The sequence below is a fragment of the Micromonospora eburnea genome (assembly GCF_900090225.1).
GTDB classification, from domain to species: domain Bacteria; phylum Actinomycetota; class Actinomycetes; order Mycobacteriales; family Micromonosporaceae; genus Micromonospora; species Micromonospora eburnea.
Map to the genome: position 1 here is coordinate 4,082,796 of NZ_FMHY01000002.1, position 18,691 is coordinate 4,101,486.

The window sequence follows — 18,691 nt, forward strand, 5'->3', positions numbered from 1 at the left end:
AAGCGCCCGGACCGGGCCGTGGGTGATGCTGGAAGCCGGATCCGAGAGGAGGCGCGGCATGGACACGGTCGCGAACAGGATCGCGGTTGCCCGGACGCGTGGGCCCGCGTCGGCGGCGGAGATGGTCGACGCGGCGCGGGAGTTCGCCGACCTGATGGCGACGCGTCGCTCGATTCGGCATTTCGCGCCCGATCCGGTGCCGATGGAGGCGATCGAGGAGGCGGTACGGGCGGCGTCGACCGCGCCCAGCGGCGCGAACCTGCAACCGTGGCGGTTCGTGGTGATCACCGACCCGGACCGCAAGCGCCGGCTACGCGACGCGGCCGAGGCCGAGGAGCGGGCGTTCTACCAGCGGCGGGCCTCTCCGGAGTGGCTGGACGCGATCGCCCCGATCGGCACGGACTGGCACAAGCCGTTCCTGGAGGTCGCACCCGCGGTGATCGTGGTGTTCGAGGTGCACCAGGGCCCGCGTACGCCGAAGCCGTACTACGTGAAGGAGTCGGTGGGCATCGCGGTCGGCCTGTTGATCGCCGCGTTGCACCGGGCGGGGCTCGCCACCCTGACGCACACCCCGAGCCCGATGCGCTTCCTGAACACGGTGTGCGAGCGCCCGCCGGAGGAGCGCCCGTACGTGGTCATGCCGGTGGGTTTCCCGGCGGCGGACGCGTGGGTGCCGGACCTGGAGCGCAAGCCGCTGCGGGAGGTCCTCGTCCGGCGGTGAGCCTCAGCGCCGGCGGGGCAGCTCCCGGGCGAACCAGTCCCGCAGGGGCGCCACGTGCCGATCGGGCCGGCGCCACTCGGCGAGCAGGTCCTCCAGCAGGTGCAGTTCCTCCACCAGGGTGTCCCCGTGGTAGCGGCGGACGACCGGGTGGATGAAGGCGCTCTCGGCGGCCCGATCCGGCTGCGGGTGCCGCTCGATGGCGAACACGTCGCCGTAGTCGTCGCGTCCCCAGCGCAGGCCGACGGTGTAGTAGTGGGGGTGGTCGCGGAACCGGGCCCGGATGTGGTCCTCGGGCAGGTCGACGTGGTGGCGTACCCGGCCGTCGGCGTCCACGACGAGCGCGTCGCAGAGAAACTCGAACTGGGTCCACAGGGCCGAGCTCCAGTTGACCCGGTCGAGCACGGCCGCGGTGAGCACGTCGGGGTCGGCGACGCGGCTCTCGTACGGTAGCGGCACGCCCTCGTAGCGTTCCCGCAGCAGCGCGGTGAGCGTACGCAGGTTGTAGCGGAATCCGTCGATGAATGCAGAGGAGGCGCGTTTGAAGTCGCGGTCCTGGGCGATGGTGCCGGCGAAGTAGAGCCCGTCGACGTTGGTGGACTGCCAGTCGGGGGTGGTGGTGGGCAGCCGACCGCTGGGCACCATGGCCGGGACGCAGTCCGGGTCGAACACGGACGTGTCCATCGCGAAGCCGGTGCAGCGGAGGACGGACTCGTACTCCAGCACGGCCGTCTCGCCGTCGGCGTGGGTGTAGGTCAACTGAACCTCGTAGCGGTCGCCGACGGGGCGGATCTCGTCGATGACGCAGTCGAGCACGGAGTGCAGGGTCTTGAACTGGTAGCTGTCGAGCACGGCGCCGTGGTGGCCGCGTACGTCGCCGGGGTGCTTGGTGTTCCAGGCCAGGCGCAGCGGGCGGGGGCTGGCGAGGTGGACCATGGCGGCGTGCCCGAGGATCGCCGAGGCGGTCTCGAACGCCGAGTTGCCCTTGCCGAGGATGAGCACCCGCTGGCCGGCGTAGTGGGCGGGGTCGGTCTGCATGTCCTCGTAGCCGGTGGCGTGCTCGATGCCGCGGATGTCGGGGACGTTGGGGCGGCCCCAGCCGGTGGCGACGACGAGGCAGCGGGCCCGTAGCGCCCCGCGCGGCGTGTGCAGGAGGAACCCGCCGTCGACGCGCTCGACGCGCTCCACGGCCGTGTCGAAACGTACGGCGAGCTGGTGGTAGCGCTGGAAGTCGGTGAGGTAGCGCACCATGTCGTCGGCGTGCGGGAAGTACTCGCTGCTGTACTTCGGGAACGGCAGGTCGGCGGGCTCGTGCAGGAGCGAGTTCCAGTCCCACCGCAGCCGGATCTCCGGGTCGGTGCTGGTCGCGTGCACCTTGTTCAGCGAGATCAGCCGGCGGTGGCGGGGAAAGTGCCGGAAGAACTCGGCCGGCGCGGACGCGCGTTCCAGCGTGACGTAGTCACAGCCGGCCTGTTGCAGGTAGTAGCTCAGCTGCAGCCCGGCGGGGCCGCCGCCGATGATCACATACTGATGCTCCTCGACACCGTCGTGGCGCTGGTCGGTGAGTGGCGCTGTCTGCTCTCCGGGGCCGATCACGCCAGTGACCCTCGCCGATGGGTGACGAGATGTCAACGCTCGGCACGACGGGCGACCTCGGCGCCGTCACCCGGCTCGACCGTCACGCCGGAGACCGTCGGTTCGCCTCGTCGCGCGCCACCGGATATTTGCCGTACTCCAGATGTAATCTGGGCCTACTACACAACGCGGCCACAAGGCCTGACCGCGTCCGAATGAGAAATCCACGACAGGAGAGGGACTGACGTGCCTCAGGGCGGCAGCGAGAGCGAGAACCCAGCGATCCCCTCCCCGACTCAGAAGCCGAGTCGGCCGAGGACCAACCAGGACTGGTGGCCGAACCAGCTGAACCTTCAGGTTCTGCACCAGCACTCGCCCCGAGCCAACCCGATGGGCGAGACCTTCAACTACGCGGAGGAGTTCAAGACCCTCGACGTCGACGCGCTGAAGCGGGACATCTTCGAGGTGATGACGACGTCGCAGGACTGGTGGCCGGCCGACCACGGCCACTACGGGCCACTCTTCATCCGGATGAGCTGGCACTCCGCCGGCACGTACCGGATCGACGACGGTCGCGGCGGCGGGGGCGACGGGGCTCAGCGTTTCGCCCCGCTCAACAGCTGGCCCGACAACGTGAACCTCGACAAGGCCCGCAGACTCCTCTGGCCGGTCAAGCAGAAGTACGGGCGGAAGATCTCCTGGGCCGACCTTTTGGTCTTCGCCGGCAACTGCGCCCTGGAGTCGATGGGCTTCAAGACCTTCGGCTTCGGTTTCGGGCGGGAGGACATCTGGGAACCCCAGGAGATCTTCTGGGGGCCCGAGGACACCTGGCTCGGCGACGAGCGGTACAGCGGCGACCGGGAACTCAGCGGTCCGCTCGGCGCCGTGCAGATGGGCCTCATCTATGTGAACCCGGAGGGCCCCAACGGCACCCCGGACCCGCTGGCCTCCGCTCGGGACATCCGCGAGACGTTCCGCCGGATGGCGATGAACGACGAGGAGACCGTGGCGCTCATCGCCGGCGGCCACACCTTCGGCAAGACCCACGGCGCCGCCCCCGCCGAGTACGTCGGCCCCGAGCCCGAGGCGGCACCCCTCGAAAGCCAGGGCCTCGGCTGGAAGAACACCTTCGGCAGCGGCAAGGGCGCCGACACCATCACCAGCGGCATCGAGGTCACCTGGACGTACCACCCGACCCGCTGGGACAACGAGTTTTTCCACATCCTCTTCGCCTACGAATGGGAGTTGATGCAGTCGCCGGCCGGCGCGCACCAGTGGCGGCCCAAGCACGGCGCGGGCGCCGACATGGTGCCCGAGGCGCACGACCCGTCGAAGCGCCGCGAACCACGGATGCTCACCTCCGACCTCGCGCTCCGGTTCGACCCGGTCTACGAGCAGATCTCGCGCCGCTTCCTGGACAACCCGGAGCAGTTCGCGGAGGCGTTCGCCAAGGCGTGGTACAAGCTGCTGCACCGCGACATGGGCCCGGTCTCGCGCTACCTCGGCCCGTGGGTCCCGGAGCCGCAACTGTGGCAGGACCCCGTTCCGGCGGTCGATCACGAACTGGTCGCGGACGAGGACATCGCCGCCCTCAAGGCCAAGCTCCTCGCCTCGGGGCTGTCCGTCTCCCAGCTGGCCTCGACGGCCTGGGCGGCGGCGGCGAGCTTCCGCGGCACCGACATGCGGGGTGGGGCCAACGGGGCGCGGATCCGCCTGGAACCGCAGAAGAACTGGGAGGTCAACGACCCGGCCGAACTCGCCACCGTGCTGCCGGTGCTGGAGCGGATCCAGCAGGACTTCAACAACTCGACGTCCGGTGGAAAGAAGGTCTCGCTCGCCGACCTGATCGTCCTCGGCGGGTGCGCGGCGGTCGAGCAGGCGGCCAGGAGCGCCGGGTACGACGTCACGGTCCCGTTCGCTCCGGGACGTACGGACGCCTCCCAGGAGCAGACCGACGTGGAGTCCTTCGCCGTGCTCGAACCGAGGGCGGACGGATTCCGCAACTACCTGCGAGCCGGGCAGAAGCTGTCGCCGGAGACCCTGCTGCTGGACCGGGCCAACCTGTTGACGCTGACCGCTCCCGAGATGACGGTCCTGATCGGCGGAATGCGGGCCCTGAACACCAACACCGGCCGGGCGGAGCACGGCATCCTCACCGACCGGCCCGAGACGTTGACGAACGACTTCTTCGTGAACCTGCTCGACCCCGGCACGGAGTGGAAGGCGTCCACCTCGGCCGAGAACGTGTACGAGGGGCGGGACCGCGCCACGGGCCAGGTCAGGTGGACGGCCACCGCCGTCGACCTCGTCCTCGGAGCGAACTCCCAGCTCCGAGCCATCGCCGAGGTGTACGCCAGCCACGACGCGCCGGAGAAGTTCGTCCGGGACTTCGTCGCGGCGTGGGTCAAGGTCATGAACCTGGACCGGTACGACCTCGCCTGACGCGAAGGGCCCCGGTCAGCGCCACACCGACCGGGGCCCCGAGGTGCCGTCAGGTCGGATCTCGACCGGGATTCCGGCCTGACGGCCGGCACGGATCCGCCACCGGCCGCAGTGGCAGAACTGGTAGTACACCGTTCCCTCGCTCGTCCGGTGCCGGGACCGGGTCCGCCAGACGTGCCCGTGGCTGTCGCTCATGTGCACAGCCTGGTGTAATGGCATTGTGCATCTCAACCCTTACGGAGCCGAGCCGGTGCGGCTGGCCGTCGACCTGGCCAACGACCCGCCCCGGTCGGTGGCGGACCTGGCCCGCCGATGCCAGGCAGCCGGGGTGGTGATGGACATGCCGGTACGCGACGACGATCTCTCGGTCGCCCTCCGGCTGGTCGAGGAGTGGTCCGAGATCGTCGACGCCACCTCGGCGAGCGAGCGGGCGGCGCTGCTCAACCGGATGCTGGCCGGCGCGTCGACGTACCCCCGGCTCACCGACCACGGCGACGGACGCTGGCACCTGCACTACCGGGACGACGGGGTGCCGCTGTCGGCGGTGCTCCGCGCCCTGATCAGTGTCGGCACCGCACTGCACCTGACCAGTCGGGGGATGAACCGGCTGGGCCGGTGCGCCCGGGACGGGTGCCGGACGATCTACGCCGACCTGTCCCGGACCGGCCGGCAACGCTACTGCTCGCCCCGGTGCGCCAACCGCGACGCGGTACGCCGGCACCGGGCCCGAGGCGGCCCGGAGCGTGGCGCGGACCCTTCATGAGCGCCACACCGACAGCGATAAGCGCTCGCGCCGAATCCCGATCGTCGGCATTCTGGCCGGATGGTTCCTTCATCTCCCACACCAGCGTCGACTGCGCCGACGCCTACGCCTTGTCGTCCTGATGGCGGACCGTGCTGGACTACACCGAGGATCCGGAGGACCCCAACGAACCCGGCCACGAGGAGTGCATGATCCAGTCGCCGGACGGGCGGCATCGGCTGCTGTTCATCGAGGTCCCGGAGCAGAAGCAGATCAAGAACCGGCTGCACTTCGACCTGCGCCCGCGAGAAGGTCTGCGCGACGAGGAACTGACCCGACTGATCGCCCTCGGCGCGACCCAGGTCGCCGACCGGCGGAACCCCGACGGGACCGGATGGGTGGTCCTGACCGATCCGGAGGGCAACGAGTTCTGCATCCTGCGCAGCGAGGCCGAGGTGGCCGCCACGCGCCCTGCTACCTGAGAGCCGACTCGGGGGCCAGCCGCCGCAGACGGCGGTTCCACCACCGGGGGCGGGTGTGCGCCAGCCGCACCAGCCGCCGGTGCTCCCAGTGCTGGTACGCGATGAGCAGCGGCACGAGCCCGAGCATGGCCGCCGACAGGCGTACGCGGGCGCCGCGGTTCTCACGGAAGACGGCCAGCAGACCGGCCACGCCGGAGCAGTAGAGGATCGGGTTGTAGAAGGGCATCAACTCGGGCCCCAGCCCCTCGCAGTCCTCCAGCCACGGCAGGCCTGTCCTGGTGCGGCGGGTCGGCCAACCGAGCAGGTGGGCCGAGACTGCGGCGAGGCCGAAGCCGTTGGCCGCGGCCAGCAGCCGGTCGGCGGAGGCGTCGCGGGTGCTCGCCGCGAGGACACTCCCGGTGACGGCGGTCCAGAACCCCGCGGCGGCGTACGGGCCGACGACCGAGGCGAGCGGCATGCCCACGCCGGCGCCCAGTTCGAAGGCCACGTGCGCCGCCAGGCTGGCCACGTTCAGTTGCGTCAGGGGTCGACGAACTCCGACCATCGTCAGCCGAACGCGAGGTGCGCGTCTCGCCAGCCCGTCATTGCGCCTCACCCCTTCGTGACAGCCCACCGCGTCGGATGCCTGACCTCGTGGGCTGTACCCCGTCTGCGGCCAGATATTCGGCCGGCGCGAGCGGCCGGCGGGTGGGTCAGGCCGCCGGATCCAGGTAGAGCAGGAGAATGACGCCGACCGGGGTCGCGGTGCCGATCAGATACGACTTCACCTGCGCCGGAGTCCAGGCCGGGTTGGTTTGGAGGACGCGGGCCGCCCCGCCGGCCACGTGTGGCGCCGCCATCGACGTGCCGCTGAGCACGTTGGCGACGGTGTCGCCGGAGTGCCAGGCCGACGGGATGTTCACACCCGGGGCGTAGAGGTCCACGCAGGCGCCCCAGTTGGAGAAGCTGGCCCGCGCGTCGTTGCTCTGGGTCGCGCCGACCCTGATCGCGGTGGACACCGCCGGCGGCGAGTAGCGGCAGGCGTCGTCGTTGGAGCTGCCGGCGGCCACCGCGTAGGTCACGCCGCTGGCGATGGAGTTGGCCACTGCGGAGTCGAGGGCGGTGCTTCTGCCGCCGCCGAGGCTCATGTTCGCCACGGCCGGCTGGCCCGGCCGATGGTCACGGGTCACCCAGTCGACCCCGGCGATCACCCCGGCGGTGGTGCCGCTGCCGGCGCAGTCGAGCACCCGTACGGCCACCAGTCGTACCCCCTTGGCCACGCCGTACGTCTTGCCGCCGACGATGCCGGCGACGTGCGTGCCGTGCCCGTTGCAGTCGTCGGCCACCGACGAGCCGTCGATCGCGTTGTACCCGTACCCGGCCCGGCCGGCGAACTCGACGTGGGTGATCCGGATGCCGGTGTCGATGATGTACGCGGTCACCCCGCCGCCCGTGGTGGTGTAGCGGTAGGTCCCGTCCAGCGGCAGCCCGCGCTGGTCGATACGGTCCAGCCCCCATGGTGGATTGATCTGGGTGGCGGTGGCCGAGACCGTACGGTCCTGTTCGACGTAGGCGACGGCGGGGTCGGCGGCGAGGCGCCTGGCGGCCGGCTCCGACAGGGTGACGGAGAAACCGTTGAGCGCGCTGTCGTAGACCCGGCCCAGGTTGGCACCGTACCGGCTGGCCAGATTTCGCGCGGTGCCGCGTACCGCGGCCTGGCGGGTGGCGGCCCGGCCACCGACGGCGGCGTCCGTCAGCACCACGATGTAGCTGTCGGGTACGGCGGTGGCGTTGCCGGCGTAACGGATCTGGCCGGTGACGGGCGCCGCGGCCACCGGCGTGCCGACCAGGGCGGCGACCACCGAGACGGCGGCGAGTACGCCGACGGCGGCGACCCGCCCGAGGCGGGGACGGGAAGGTGTCATCTGGGCCTCCTCGCTCGGACCTTAGGGCCAGGCGAAACCGGACGATGGCTCTGCGTGCACCGAGGGCAACTCTACCGAACGATTCGACATCCTTGAATGCGTTGCGGCCGATGAGGTGGGGAACCGGTCAGGAGACGACCACGCCGGCCGGGACCGTGCGGTCCCGACCGGCGCTGGTCGCACCCGTCAGCCGATCAGCTTCCAGGGGCCGTTCGGGTCACCCGGCTGCTGGTTGCGGGTGTACCACTTCGCCTCGTACACCCGCTTCTGGTACGTCACCCGGTCGCCGGCGTGGTAAACCGTCGTCGGGGTCCAGGCCGCCGGGCCGTTGCCCGGCGCTGGCGGCGCGATCTCCTCCCAGGGGCCGTTCGGGTCGCCGGGCTGCTGGTTGCGGGCGTACCAGCGGGCGCGGAACGTCTTGTCGTGGTAGGTCACGACGTCACCGGCGTTGAAGATCCGGGACGCCGTCCAGACCGTGGCGCCGTCCTCGGTCATGGCCAGCTCCTGCCACGCACCGTTCGGGTCGCCCGGGCGCTGGTTCTTGCTCGTCCAGGCGGCCAGGTACGGCCTGCCCTGGTAGCTGACCTTGGCATCGGCCTTGTACTGCGTCGACGCGCTCCACTCCGGAGGCAGGTTCACGGTCACGGTGACGGTGGCCTGGGCCGGGTCGAGCTGGTCGCTGCCCGAGTACGACGCGGTCAGCGTGTGGTCGCCGGCGGCCAGACCCACCGGAAGCGGGAAGGTCGCCGTGCTGCCCGACAGCGTGACCGAGCCGCGCACCGTGCTGCCCTCGCGCAGTTCGACGGTGCCGGTCACCGGCGCACTGCCCGCGGTGACCTTGACCGTCACGGTCGCCGCGGTGCCCCACTCGGTCGGCGCGGCCGTCGCCGTCACGGTCGGCTCGCCCCTGCGGGTACGGAAGACGGCCGGCTGGGCCGCCGCCACGCCGCCGTCGGCGCTCCTCGCCTCGACGATCCAGCCGTACGACGTGGCCGGCGCGAGCCGCGACCAGGTCACCGTGGCCGTCCCGTTCGCCGTCACCTCGTCGGTGCCGATGACGCCGGACGGTACGTACGCCCCCAGCGAGTCGGTGGCGAAGGACGTCTTGCGCGTGGTCAGGTCGACCGGCAGGGTCAGGTTGTCCTCCGCGCCGTTGTAGCGCGGCTTGGTCTGGCTGCCGTCCTGGCGGATATCATACTCGGTCGCCCCGAAGTTGTCGAGGAACGGCGAGTACGTGTCGATGTGCATCACGGCGCGGTCGACATCGAACTGCAGCAGGCGCAGGAAGCTCGCGCCGAACTGGAGCCGGTCGCCCGCCTTGTGGTCCGGGGTGCCGTCGCCGTTGAGGTCGATGTTGCCGCTGCCGTCCACCAGGTCGGGCCAGAGTTCACCGGCCGACACCGTGTAAAACTGGTAGTCCGCCAGCAGCTCGACCACGTCGTGGGCGACGGTCACGCCGACCTTCGACCGCACGTTGGTGCCGACACCGTGCTCGTGGCCGGCGAGGACCAGGAAGACATTCGGGTTACTCTCGACCACCTGCTTGTAGAGCGGCGACCCGTCGGGCGCGGAGAACTCCGCTCCCCGGCCGTCCGGGTTGGTCGACGGCTTGAGGTAGTCGTGCGACAGCAGGATCCCGTTGCGGTCCTTGTACCGCTTGAAGATCGAGTCGGCCCACTTGGCCTCCTGCGCGGTGACGCCGTACGACAGGCCGACCGCGACGAAGTCCAGGCCGCCGGCCGAGAACAGGACGTAGTTGTTCTGGTTGTCCTTGCCGGGCGTCACGGTGCCGTCGGCGTTGGTCTTCTCGTCCCACGCGTGGTATTCGGTTCCCGCGGGCCACGACTTGGCCACCCGGTAGTACCGGTCGGCGCTGAAGCTCCTGCTGAACCGGGAGTCGGGTCCGTTCTCGGCGCCGAGCTGGTTGTCGTGGTTACCCGCGATGACCTGGTTCACCACGCCGTTGTCGTCGAGGATCTTCTGGTAGCTGGAGGCGGCCGCCAGCTCCTTGTCGACCTGCTCGTTCAGGCCCGGCCGTTGCAGCGAGCCGTCCGGGTTCTTCGCCAGCGGGTCGTAGTAGTCGTTTTCGATGATGTCGCCGGTGTGCGCGGTGTACGCGATCTTGCGGCCGGCCTGGTTGTCGGCGATCCACTGCGTCGTGTCGCGGTACGCCGCCGCCCAGATCGCCTGCTCCTCGGCCGTCTCGATGTCCGACGGCTCCTGCTTGCCGTTCCAGTTGTCGTACGTGCCGCCGGCCGCACCCTCGGTGAGGTACTGCGTGTCGGTGAAGTGCGCGAGCGCGAAGTCGTAGGAGCCGGGGTCCTCGAAGCGGTCCTTGTCGTTCTGGGCGGAGGAGTCGCGCGGCGACAGGTCGTCGGCGAAGGGATCCTCGCCGGTGACCATGACGTGCACGGTGCCGCCGTCGCGGTACTCGTCGCCCAGCGGAGCGGCCAGGACGGTGTTCTGCTCGGCCTGACCACGGGAGCTGGTGAGCACGACCCACTTCTGGTGGGCCGGGTCCCACACGCGCAGCGCCACGACCCGCTCGGGATCGATGGTGCCCTCCCAGCGCAGGGTCGGCGTGGCGGCCTTGCCCACGTTCAGGTCGTACCGCTGGAACACCACGTCCCGGCCGGACGGCGTGTCGACGGTCCGGCCGTCGAGCGGGCGCAGCGAGTCGACCCTGACCGCCGCGTCGTGCGCGACGTCGAGGGTGGTCGGCACCGCGGTCGCCTCGCCCTGGTAGCCGGCGGTGGGCAGGACGATGTCCGCCTTGGTGAACGTGGCGGTGAGCGGTACACCGTCCACGGCGGGAATGGTCGCCGAGAGCACGGCGGACGGCTCGTTGGCGCCGGTCACGTTCGCGTTGAGCGCGGTCGGGACGTCCGGGATGTTGGCGCTGGTGAAGTGGATCTCCCGGGTGGCCGAGTTGCCGAGGGTGTCGGTCGCGGTGACGGCGATCGTGTGCGCCCCGGCGGGCAGGCCGTGGCCGATCTGGTCGCCCTGGGCGACCGGGTTGCCGTCCAGCGTGATCACCGGCGTGCCGGCGACACCGGACGCGTCCTTGATCTCGACGACCAACGCCACGGTCGAGGTCAGCTTCTGGCCCTCGGCGGGGACGCTGCTCGCGACCACGGGCGCGGTGTTGTCGGTGGTGAACCGCCGGGTCGAGGTCTTGTCACCGACGACGGCCTTGATGCTGTGTTCACCGTCCGTGAGCTGGGCGGTGTCGACGTCCGCGCGCCGGCCGAGGGCGGGCAGCGGGTCACCGTTCGTGGCGGCGATGTCGAACAGGATGGTCTTGGTCAGCGTGGCGTTGAAGCTGCTGCCGCAGGTGCCGTCACCGATGAACACGGTCACGGGCTGGCCGACCGGGTAGCTCGCCGAACCGATCGTGACGGTGGTCCCGGCGATCTGCCGGGTCAGCTGGGTCGCCTCGCCGTCCAGCGGTACGAGTTCGAAGTCCCGCAGCGTGTAGTCGTCGTAGTTGTCGCAGCCGCCCGGCTTGCTGCTGCCGTGGTCGCTGCCGGCGACGAACTCGACGACGTTGACGCCCGGGGAGAGCCACTCGTTGGGGAAGGAGAGATCGGCGACCTCCTTCTCCCAGATACCGAGGTTAAGCGGGATGCCGTTGATCAGCACCCGGTTGTCGTAGCCGTTGTCGCTGCCGTTGCCGCCGACGAACACCCGCAGGTGCGCGTCGCCACCGGCCCGAAGGGTCTCGACGGTACGCGTCGTCGGCGCCCCGGCGATGTCGAAGTGGAACTCGGCCTCCTTGTTGGGGCCGCAGGTGCCGTCACCCAACGCGAGCGAGGCGGCCGTGGTCGCCGCCTTCGTCACCGAACCGCCGTCAGTGGTGAGGAGGTACGTCGTACCCGTGGTCACCGTTCCGTCCGTGCCGAGCGCGAGGTTGACCGAGGCGCGGGTGACCTTGAAGTCGTCGTGGTTCGCGCAGGTCTTGCCGTTCAGGGTGCCGTTGTAGTCGCCGGTTTTGACCTGGATGACGTTGTCCCCGGGGTGCAGGTACCGGTGGGGAAACTCCAGCGTCACGTCTTCCGCGCCGCTGACGCCGTAGTCGCCGCCGAGGTCCACGCGGTTGCCGTTGACCAGCAGGTAGTTGTGGTACTTCGCTTCGAGCGAGTTGCCCGCCTCGATCGTGAGGCCGAACGTCGCGGTGCCCGCTGCGAGCGTCTCGGCGTTCTCCGCCGGGTCGTCGTCGACGGCCAGCGACTCGACGGCGCCGGCGCTGCCGTCGCGTCCGGCGGCGATCACCGGCTGCGTGCCGCGGACGAGTGCGCCGTCGGCCGGGGTCACCTTCGGTGCGCCGGCGGGCGCGTTGTTGACCCGGACGGTGACCTGGGTCGTGGCACCGGACCTCGTGGTCGCGGCGACGGTGTGCGTGCCGTTGGACAGCGTGGTGGTGTCCAGGTCGGCGGCGAGCCCGGCGGTGCTGCCGGGCTCGCCGGAGACGACGAAGGTCAGGTCCTGCGACAACAGGCGGGCCGAGCTGCCGCAGGTGCCGTCGCCGAAGGTGTAGCTGAAGTTGTTCTGCTCACCGTCGGCCACGACGCCGAGCAGGCTCAGGCTGAGGCTGCTCAGCGCGAAGTCGTCGTAGTTGGGGCAGCGCAGTCCTTCCCCGTTGGGCAACTGGTTCACGCCGGTGGCGTTGGCGTTGGTGGTGTCCACCCAGTTCCATCCGGCGCGTACGGTGATCTTGTTGATCCCGGTGTGCAGCCAGGCGCCGGGAAAGTCGAGGGTGCCGCTGCGCCCACCGGGAATGTCCGGGAAGAAGATGTGCTCTGCCTCGGTGGTGTGGCCGTTGACCGTGATGTAGTTGTGGTACCGGGCCTCGGTGCCGTTGCCGCCCATGTCGAACCCGAAGTGCGCGGTGCCCGCGGTCCGCTCGGCGTCCACGGTGCGGCCGTCGACGGACAACGAGACGACCGAGTCGTCCTCGATGGCCGGTTCGGCGTTGACCTCGACCGTGCCCTCCAGGGTCTGTCCGTCACTCAGGTTGAGCACCGGCGCGCTGCCGGCGGCCGGCACCGCGCCGGCCACGGTGGGGGCGATCGTGACGGTCGATCCGCCGACGAGCGCGACGGCCAGCACGGCCGTCAGCAGCCGCGCCCAGGTGCCGTCCCTGCCAGATGGTGGTAAAGGGGTCATGGTGCGATATCTCCTTAACTGACGGCGGCGAGGCGGATCGCGGCGACCGCGACCAGGCCGACGCCGAACAACGTGATGCCGGCGGCGGCGAGTACCGGGGCCACGCGGGTGGCCAGTCGCAGGACGGTGCGCGACCGGGCACCGCGGACGACCGCCGAGCTGCCGGCGACCGCGAGCAGCCCGACCCCGAACAACACGACGGCCATGCCAACACCGAACGCCAGGACCAGCAGCAACGCGAAGCCGGCGCGCCCGATGAACAGCCCACTCGCCAGCACGAGAAAGGCGGCCGGCGACGGGGTGAGGCCACCGGAGACGCCGAGCAGGAGCAGGCCGGGCCGGTTTCCCCCGTCGTGGTCGTGACCGTGCGGGTGGTCGTGACCGTGCCGGTGGTGGTGGTCGTGGCTGTGGGCGTGCCCGCCGGCGCCGACGCGAAGGTGCCGGCGTACCAGCCAGAGGCCGGTCGCCAGCACGAGCAGGCCGGCGCCCAGTTGCAGCCAGCTCGTGAGCTGCTCCATCCGGATGACGTCCGAGAGGGACAGGAACGCCCACGCCACGCCGATCACCAGCACGGAGAGCGTGTGCATGACCGCCACCGAACCGCCCAACCAGGCGGCGTCGCGGATCCGGCCGCGCGACCCGACGAGGTAGGCAGCGGCCAGGCTCTTGCCGTGACCCGGCGCCACCGCGTGGCCGGCGCCGGCGACGAACGCGAGCAAAAACGCCAGCGGCGGCACGCCCGGTGAGTGGATCAGGCTCTGCAACCGGTCCGAAACGGACGCGACGTCGACGACGAGGACGGCGGTCATGACACGGCTCGCCGTGGCCTCAGCCGCCGGGACAGCAGCAGCACGGCGATCGCGACGAGCAGCCCGCCGCCGACCACGGCACCGATCTGGACAGTCGCGCTGCGGCCGAGGTTCGTGCCGCCCGTCGCCGGTGCGTCGCCGAGGATCCAGTCGTGCGAGAACTCCCCCGACCCGTACACCGCGCGTTCACCGCCGGGGCCGGTGGCCAACGTCTGGTACGCCGGGTTGAGGTCGGTCAACATCCGTACCCCGACCGTGGCCGTGCCGACCGGCGCGGGGCAGGTGTAGTCGATGCTCGCCCCCGTCCTGGCGAGGTCGACCGGCGGCTCGACGGAGCCCGTGCACGGTCGTCCGCCGCTGGCGACCGTGATCTGCTTCAACAGGTAGGCCGCGAACCGGTCGGAGGGCCCGACCGTCGCCGCGTCCGTGTCCTCGAAGAAGACGGCGCCGTCGAGCATGACCCGGTCCTGCGGCAGCAGGCCGAGCGCGACCCCGAGCAGGGTCAGGTCGTCGAGGCCGCCGACCTGCCACCGCACGTGTACGACCTCGGGCCGGTCCCGGTCGGCCGCGATGGCCACGGTCTGTGGCGCACCGAACGGGTGCGCTCCCGCCGGGGTGGGCGCGGCGAGCACCGCCGCGACGAACGCCACCACCACCGCGAGGCCGCTCGCCGGTCCACGCCGAGGACGACGTCTGTGTGGGGCCAAGACCAACGCTCCGGTCTGTCGGTACCTGCGCCGCGCGGAAGACGCGACCGGAGCTGAGCCTGTCGAGCGTTCGAGAACACCACGGCGTTCACCAGCCAGCAGCAGTGAACATCAACGTGAACAGTTAGTTGATCAATCGGGCCTCGGCCCCGGACCGACCGGTGCTACCGTCTTCGGTGTGATGTCCGGGTGGATCCCGGCGCCGCGTCAGTCGCACGAGACCGGGAGGATCGCGACGCGCGCCGCCGCCACCTCGAATCACCCCGATGGTCGAAAGGGGGTGAGGCTCAATGACTACCCCGATGCGAGGCGGCGATGTTGTCACCGTGACCGTGACCAAGGTCCTGCCGTTCGGCGTGCTCGTCGAGACTCCGGCAGGCGTGCCCGGGCTCGTACGCGGCGCCAGGGCCGAGGTCGGCGCGGTCACGACCGTACGCGTGCACGAGTTCGACGGCGAACGGTTCGCGGCAAGCCCGAGGTGAGTGAGGTGGCCGGGCGAGCGTCGCGTGACGCGCGCCCGGCCACACCGCCCGGGCAGCGGTTCAGCGGCGGGTGAGCAGGGAGGTGACCCGCATCCGCTCGCTGTGGATCCACACGTCGGAGTACTCGATCGCGCGGCCGTCGTCGAGGTAGGTGATCTGCTCCAGATACAGCAGCGGGAAACCCACCGGCACACCGAGCGCTTCGGCGACCCGGCCGGTGGCGGCGGTGGCGGTGAAGGTCCGCCGACCGGTGGTGATCTTCAGCCCGTAGTCGTTCTCCAGCACGCCGAACAGGGAACGGTCGGTCAGGTCCGCCTGCTCCAGGCCGGGGGCCAGGTCGGTACGGACATAGTTGACCAGCCAGGCCACCGGCCCGGTGGAGGTGGACCGCAGCCGCTCCAGGCACAGCACCGGCTGGCCGGGCCGCAGGTCGAGCAGCGTGGCCAACGGCGGCGGGGCGGCCGTCACGCGGTGCGTGACCACCTGGGTGGTGTACGAGACGCCCTGCCGGGCGAAGTCCTCCGACAGGGTGGTCAACTTCTGCGCGATGGACGGCTCGATCGCGGTCGATGTGACGAAGGTGCCGCGCCCGCGTACCTGCACGAGCAGGCCGTCACGGATCAGTGTGGACAGCGCCCGACGCAGCGTACCCCGGGAGATCTTCAGTTCGGCGGCGAGTTCGGGCTCGCTGCGCAGCCGGTAGTGCGGCGGCCATTCGCCCGTCACGATCCTGGCGCGGATCTGCTCGGACACCTGGGCGTGCAGCGGCGCCGGGGCGTCGCGGTCCAGCCGCTCGGTCGTTTCGTGGGGGCTTGACTGGTCGGACATGGCGCCTTCCGGAGGGCCCGTCGCCCCTCGACGTCGGTGGTGGTGCGGCCACCGGGCGCTGGTGTCGAGGGGCGACGGACGAATCAGTAGCTGGTGGTGTGCTCGTCGGCCTTGTTGGTGACGATAGCCACTCCGGCGCTGGTGCCGAGCAGCACCGCCCCGGCGCGCAGCAGGGACACGGCCTGCTCGAAGGACTTGATTCCGCCGGAGGCCTTGACCTGTACGCCTTCTGGGGCACGGGCCACCAGGTAGGCGACGCTGTCGGGGTTGGCGATCTCGACCGCGCCGCTGCTGGAGTTCTTGAGGAACGCGGCACCGGCCTCGATGGACAGCTCGACGGCGGCCTCCCGCTCCTCCGGCGTGAGCAGCGGCAGCTCCAGCATGACCTTGATCGGGACGCCGGCCGCCTTGACCACGCCCGCGATGTCGTCGCGGAACGCGTCGTACCGGCCGCTCTTGAGCCAGCCGATCTGCACGCCGATGTCGATCTGGGTGGCGCCGGCCCGGACCAGGCTCTCCGCCTCGGCGGCCTTGCCGGCGCTGGTGGTCACGCCGACCGTCGGGAAGTCCAGCGCCGAGGCGACCGCGATGCCGGTGCCGCGCAGCACCTCGGCGACCTCGGAAACCCAGGAGCCGGGCACCATCGCGGCGTTGAAGCCGTACCGGATGGTCTCCTCGGCGTGCGCGACGATCTGGTCCCGGGTGATCCCGACGTCGATGAGGGTGTGCTGGATGTAGGGGGCCAACGTCTCGGGGGTGAGGTCGACGTCGGACTGGATGGCAGTGCTCACGTTTTTCTCCAAGGTTGCTACGTCGGGTGCGGTGGTTGCCGCGACCTACATCCGGTCCCGGTAGTAGTCGGGGACGATCACTCCGGGCTCGTCGAACCAGCGCGGCACGTCCACGCCGCAGATCAGTCCGACGTTGCCCCACGGGTTGAAGGCGCCGGTCCGCACGATCGCCTTCGCCTGGTGGGCGAGTTCGCCGAGCATCTCGGTGTGCTGCCGGGTGGTCAGCGGCACGCCCGGGAACCGCTGCCCCAGCCAGTCCGCGAGCGGCCGGTTGTGGGTGGTGACGTCCTCGGCGACCACGACGCCCTCGACGATGATCTCGTCGGCGACGAGGTCCAGCACGGTGGTCAGCGCGGGCAGGTCCTCGGCGATGGCCAGGTCGATGCGGTGCGCGGTACGCGGGATCGGGAAGCCGGCGTCGACCACGAGCAGGAGGTCGGTGTGGCCGAGTGTGGCGAGCGCCCCGGACAGCTCGGCGTTGAGCAGACCCTTGCGTTTCATGCGTTCTCCTTCATGGTGTGTGCGCCGGTGGCCAGCGCCATGACCCTCTCCTCGGTGGCCTCGGCCGCCGAGAGCACGCCGACCAGGCGTCCGGCGGCCATGACGGCGATCCGGTCGCTGACGGTCAGCAGCTCGGGCAGGTCCGAGGAGGAGACGACGATCGACACGCCGGTCTCGGTCAGGGTGCGGAACAGCCGGTAGATCTCAGCCTTGGCGCCGACGTCGACGCCGCGGGTGGGTTCGTCGAGCAGCATCAGCCGGGGCTCGATGGACAGCCAGCGGGCGAGGAGGGCCTTCTGCTGGTTGCCGCCGGAGAGCTGGGTGATGCCCTGCGCGGTGGTGGAGGTCTTCACCCGCAGGTCGCGGGCGCGGGACTCGGCGTCGCGGCGCAGCGCCCCGCGGCGCAGCAGGCCGAGTCGCTGCCGCCGGCCGAGCGTCAGGATGTTGACGTTGTCGGCGACGCTCATCGTCGGCAGGATGCCCTGCTGGCGGCGCTCCCCCGGCAGGTACGCGACGCGGGCGCGGATGGCGTCGCGCGGCGCGCGGGCGGTGAACCGTTCGCCGTCGAGTGACAGCTCGCCGCCGGTGACCGGGTCGGCGCCGAAGATGCCGCGCAGCAGTTCGATCCGGCCGCTGTCGGGCAGGCCGGCCACGCCGACCACCTCGCCGGGCGCGACGTCGAGATCGACGCCGGTGAACCCGGCCCCGGAGACGGCGCGCATCCGCAGCCGGGGGGTGGCCGTCGCGGCGGGCGGGGGCGTGTCGTGCCGGGCGAATTCGGCGGCCAGTTCCCGGCCGACCATGGCCGAGACCACCTCGTCGGGGGTGACCTGCGCGGTGGGCCAGTCACCCACGTGCCGTCCGTCGCGCAGCACGTGGATGTGCTGGGACAGCGCGAAGACCTCGGGCATCCGGTGCGAGACGTACAGCATGGTGACGCCGTCGGCCTGCAACGACCGGATGACCCCGAACAGCCGGTCCGACTCGGCCGGCGACAGGATCGACGTCGGCTCGTCGAAGATCACCACCCGCGCCTGGCGGGCCAGGGAGCGGGCGACGACGACGAGTTGCTGCGAGGCGGCGTCGAGGTGGCGTACGGCGTCGCGCGGGTCGACCCGCAGGCCGAGCCGGTCCAGCAGTTCGGCGGCCCGCTCGTCGATGCGGCGGCGGTCGGGGAACGGGCGGGAGCCGGGCTCGGCGCCGAGCATGATGTTCTCGGCGACGGTGCGGTCCTGGGCCAGGGCCAGCTCCTGCGGCACCAGGGCGACCTGGTGGCGGCTGAGCAGGGTGGCCGGGTGGAACCGGCGGACCTCCTCGCCGGCCACCCGCACCGTGCCGCTGGTGGGCGAGTCCAGCCCGGCCAGGATCTTCATGAGTGTCGACTTGCCGGCGCCGTTCTCCCCCATCACGGCGGTGAGGCTGCCGGCGGGGACGCTCAGGGTGACGTCCTGCAGGGCACGGACGGCGCCGAAGTGTCTCGACAGACCTGTCACCTCGACGGCGGCCGTCGTCGGGGCGGCGATCGTGGCCGGGCTGGTCATCGG

Annotated in this window: 16 protein-coding genes; 5 read left to right on the forward strand and 11 right to left on the reverse strand. The window is 70.9% G+C overall.

Features of this window, described 5'->3' with window-relative positions:
• Window positions 1-121 precede the first annotated feature (121 nt).
• Window positions 122-721 (forward strand): nitroreductase family protein, encoded by a 600-nt coding sequence (locus tag GA0070604_RS18190; RefSeq protein ID WP_091127235.1) that lies wholly within the window; start codon window positions 122-124, stop codon window positions 719-721.
• Window positions 722-724: 3 nt separating this feature from the next.
• On the opposite strand, the gene GA0070604_RS18195 is transcribed toward GA0070604_RS18190, so the two are convergent.
• Window positions 725-2,314: an NAD(P)-binding domain-containing protein gene (locus tag GA0070604_RS18195; RefSeq protein WP_244161975.1), complete on the reverse strand. Its 1,590-nt coding sequence runs from the start codon at window positions 2,312-2,314 to the stop codon at window positions 725-727.
• A gap of 201 nt (window positions 2,315-2,515) precedes the next feature.
• Between GA0070604_RS18195 and katG the strand changes: the two genes are divergently transcribed.
• Window positions 2,516-4,735 (forward strand): catalase/peroxidase HPI, encoded by a 2,220-nt coding sequence (gene katG, locus GA0070604_RS18200; protein WP_208602307.1) that lies wholly within the window; start codon window positions 2,516-2,518, stop codon window positions 4,733-4,735.
• A gap of 15 nt (window positions 4,736-4,750) precedes the next feature.
• Here katG and GA0070604_RS18205 read toward each other — a convergent pair whose 3' ends face one another.
• Window positions 4,751-4,930 (reverse strand): hypothetical protein, encoded by a 180-nt coding sequence (locus GA0070604_RS18205; protein ID WP_091119480.1) that lies wholly within the window; start codon window positions 4,928-4,930, stop codon window positions 4,751-4,753.
• Window positions 4,931-4,955: 25 nt separating this feature from the next.
• Here GA0070604_RS18205 and GA0070604_RS18210 point away from each other — a divergent pair, with 25 nt between their 5' ends.
• Together GA0070604_RS18210 and GA0070604_RS18215 are read left to right on the forward strand one after the other, a co-directional pair.
• The gene (locus GA0070604_RS18210) at window positions 4,956-5,498 is read left to right on the forward strand and encodes a CGNR zinc finger domain-containing protein (protein WP_091119484.1); all 543 of its coding nucleotides are present in this window, start codon (window positions 4,956-4,958) and stop codon (window positions 5,496-5,498) included.
• 131 nt (window positions 5,499-5,629) lie between these two features.
• The gene (locus tag GA0070604_RS18215) at window positions 5,630-5,959 is read left to right on the forward strand and encodes a VOC family protein (RefSeq protein WP_244161976.1); all 330 of its coding nucleotides are present in this window, start codon (window positions 5,630-5,632) and stop codon (window positions 5,957-5,959) included.
• Here GA0070604_RS18215 and GA0070604_RS18220 read toward each other — a convergent pair.
• The 5 genes from GA0070604_RS18220 to GA0070604_RS18240 all read right to left on the reverse strand — a co-directional run bounded on the left by GA0070604_RS18220 (window position 5,952) and on the right by GA0070604_RS18240 (window position 14,491).
• Window positions 5,952-6,467: a hypothetical protein gene (locus GA0070604_RS18220; RefSeq protein WP_091119488.1), complete on the reverse strand. Its 516-nt coding sequence runs from the start codon at window positions 6,465-6,467 to the stop codon at window positions 5,952-5,954. The genes GA0070604_RS18215 and GA0070604_RS18220 overlap by 8 nt on opposite strands.
• Before the next feature lie 184 nt (window positions 6,468-6,651).
• Window positions 6,652-7,863, reverse strand: a complete 1,212-nt coding sequence (locus tag GA0070604_RS18225) for a S8 family peptidase (protein WP_091119491.1) — start codon at window positions 7,861-7,863, stop codon at window positions 6,652-6,654.
• Between the two features lie 186 nt (window positions 7,864-8,049).
• Entirely contained in the window at window positions 8,050-13,029 is a 4,980-nt protein-coding gene (locus tag GA0070604_RS18230) for a carbohydrate-binding protein (protein ID WP_141721327.1), read from the reverse strand.
• A 14-nt stretch (window positions 13,030-13,043) separates the two neighbouring features.
• On the reverse strand, window positions 13,044-13,838 hold the full coding sequence (locus tag GA0070604_RS18235; RefSeq protein ID WP_091119498.1) for a HoxN/HupN/NixA family nickel/cobalt transporter: 795 nt from the start codon (window positions 13,836-13,838) through the stop codon (window positions 13,044-13,046).
• Complete coding sequence (locus GA0070604_RS18240; protein ID WP_141721328.1) at window positions 13,835-14,491, reverse strand: hypothetical protein; 657 nt, start codon at window positions 14,489-14,491, stop codon at window positions 13,835-13,837. Before GA0070604_RS18240 ends, GA0070604_RS18235 begins: the two co-directional genes overlap by 4 nt.
• Before the next feature lie 380 nt (window positions 14,492-14,871).
• On the opposite strand from GA0070604_RS18240, the gene GA0070604_RS32495 reads away from it, so the two are divergent.
• Window positions 14,872-15,027, forward strand: coding sequence for a hypothetical protein (locus GA0070604_RS32495; RefSeq protein ID WP_208602103.1), 156 nt, complete (start codon window positions 14,872-14,874; stop codon window positions 15,025-15,027).
• Window positions 15,028-15,087: 60 nt separating this feature from the next.
• Here GA0070604_RS32495 and GA0070604_RS18245 read toward each other — a convergent pair whose 3' ends face one another.
• The 4 genes from GA0070604_RS18245 to GA0070604_RS18260 form a co-directional block, all read right to left on the reverse strand.
• On the reverse strand, window positions 15,088-15,855 hold the full coding sequence (locus GA0070604_RS18245) for a GntR family transcriptional regulator (RefSeq protein ID WP_091119505.1): 768 nt from the start codon (window positions 15,853-15,855) through the stop codon (window positions 15,088-15,090).
• Window positions 15,856-15,938: 83 nt separating this feature from the next.
• Complete coding sequence (gene deoC / locus GA0070604_RS18250; RefSeq protein ID WP_091119508.1) at window positions 15,939-16,646, reverse strand: deoxyribose-phosphate aldolase; 708 nt, start codon at window positions 16,644-16,646, stop codon at window positions 15,939-15,941.
• A gap of 45 nt (window positions 16,647-16,691) precedes the next feature.
• Window positions 16,692-17,147, reverse strand: a complete 456-nt coding sequence (rbsD, locus tag GA0070604_RS18255; protein ID WP_091119511.1) for a D-ribose pyranase — start codon at window positions 17,145-17,147, stop codon at window positions 16,692-16,694.
• The gene (locus tag GA0070604_RS18260; protein ID WP_091119515.1) at window positions 17,144-18,688 is read right to left on the reverse strand and encodes a sugar ABC transporter ATP-binding protein; all 1,545 of its coding nucleotides are present in this window, start codon (window positions 18,686-18,688) and stop codon (window positions 17,144-17,146) included. Before GA0070604_RS18260 ends, rbsD begins: the two co-directional genes overlap by 4 nt.
• Window positions 18,689-18,691: the final 3 nt, after the last annotated feature.

What these genes read in the sequence shown, in the direction of transcription:
- GA0070604_RS18230 (WP_141721327.1), bottom strand. Translation starts at nt 13,029, where the DNA reads ATGACCCCTTTACCACCATCTGGCAGGGACGGCACCTGGGCGCGGCTG.
- rbsD (WP_091119511.1), bottom strand. Translation starts at nt 17,147, where the DNA reads ATGAAACGCAAGGGTCTGCTCAACGCCGAGCTGTCCGGGGCGCTCGCC.
- GA0070604_RS18225 (WP_091119491.1), bottom strand. Translation starts at nt 7,863, where the DNA reads ATGACACCTTCCCGTCCCCGCCTCGGGCGGGTCGCCGCCGTCGGCGTA.
- GA0070604_RS18205 (WP_091119480.1), bottom strand. Translation starts at nt 4,930, where the DNA reads ATGAGCGACAGCCACGGGCACGTCTGGCGGACCCGGTCCCGGCACCGG.
- GA0070604_RS18235 (WP_091119498.1), bottom strand. Translation starts at nt 13,838, where the DNA reads ATGACCGCCGTCCTCGTCGTCGACGTCGCGTCCGTTTCGGACCGGTTG.
- GA0070604_RS18190 (WP_091127235.1), top strand. Translation starts at nt 122, where the DNA reads ATGGTCGACGCGGCGCGGGAGTTCGCCGACCTGATGGCGACGCGTCGC.
- GA0070604_RS18245 (WP_091119505.1), bottom strand. Translation starts at nt 15,855, where the DNA reads ATGTCCGACCAGTCAAGCCCCCACGAAACGACCGAGCGGCTGGACCGC.
- GA0070604_RS18260 (WP_091119515.1), bottom strand. Translation starts at nt 18,688, where the DNA reads ATGACCAGCCCGGCCACGATCGCCGCCCCGACGACGGCCGCCGTCGAG.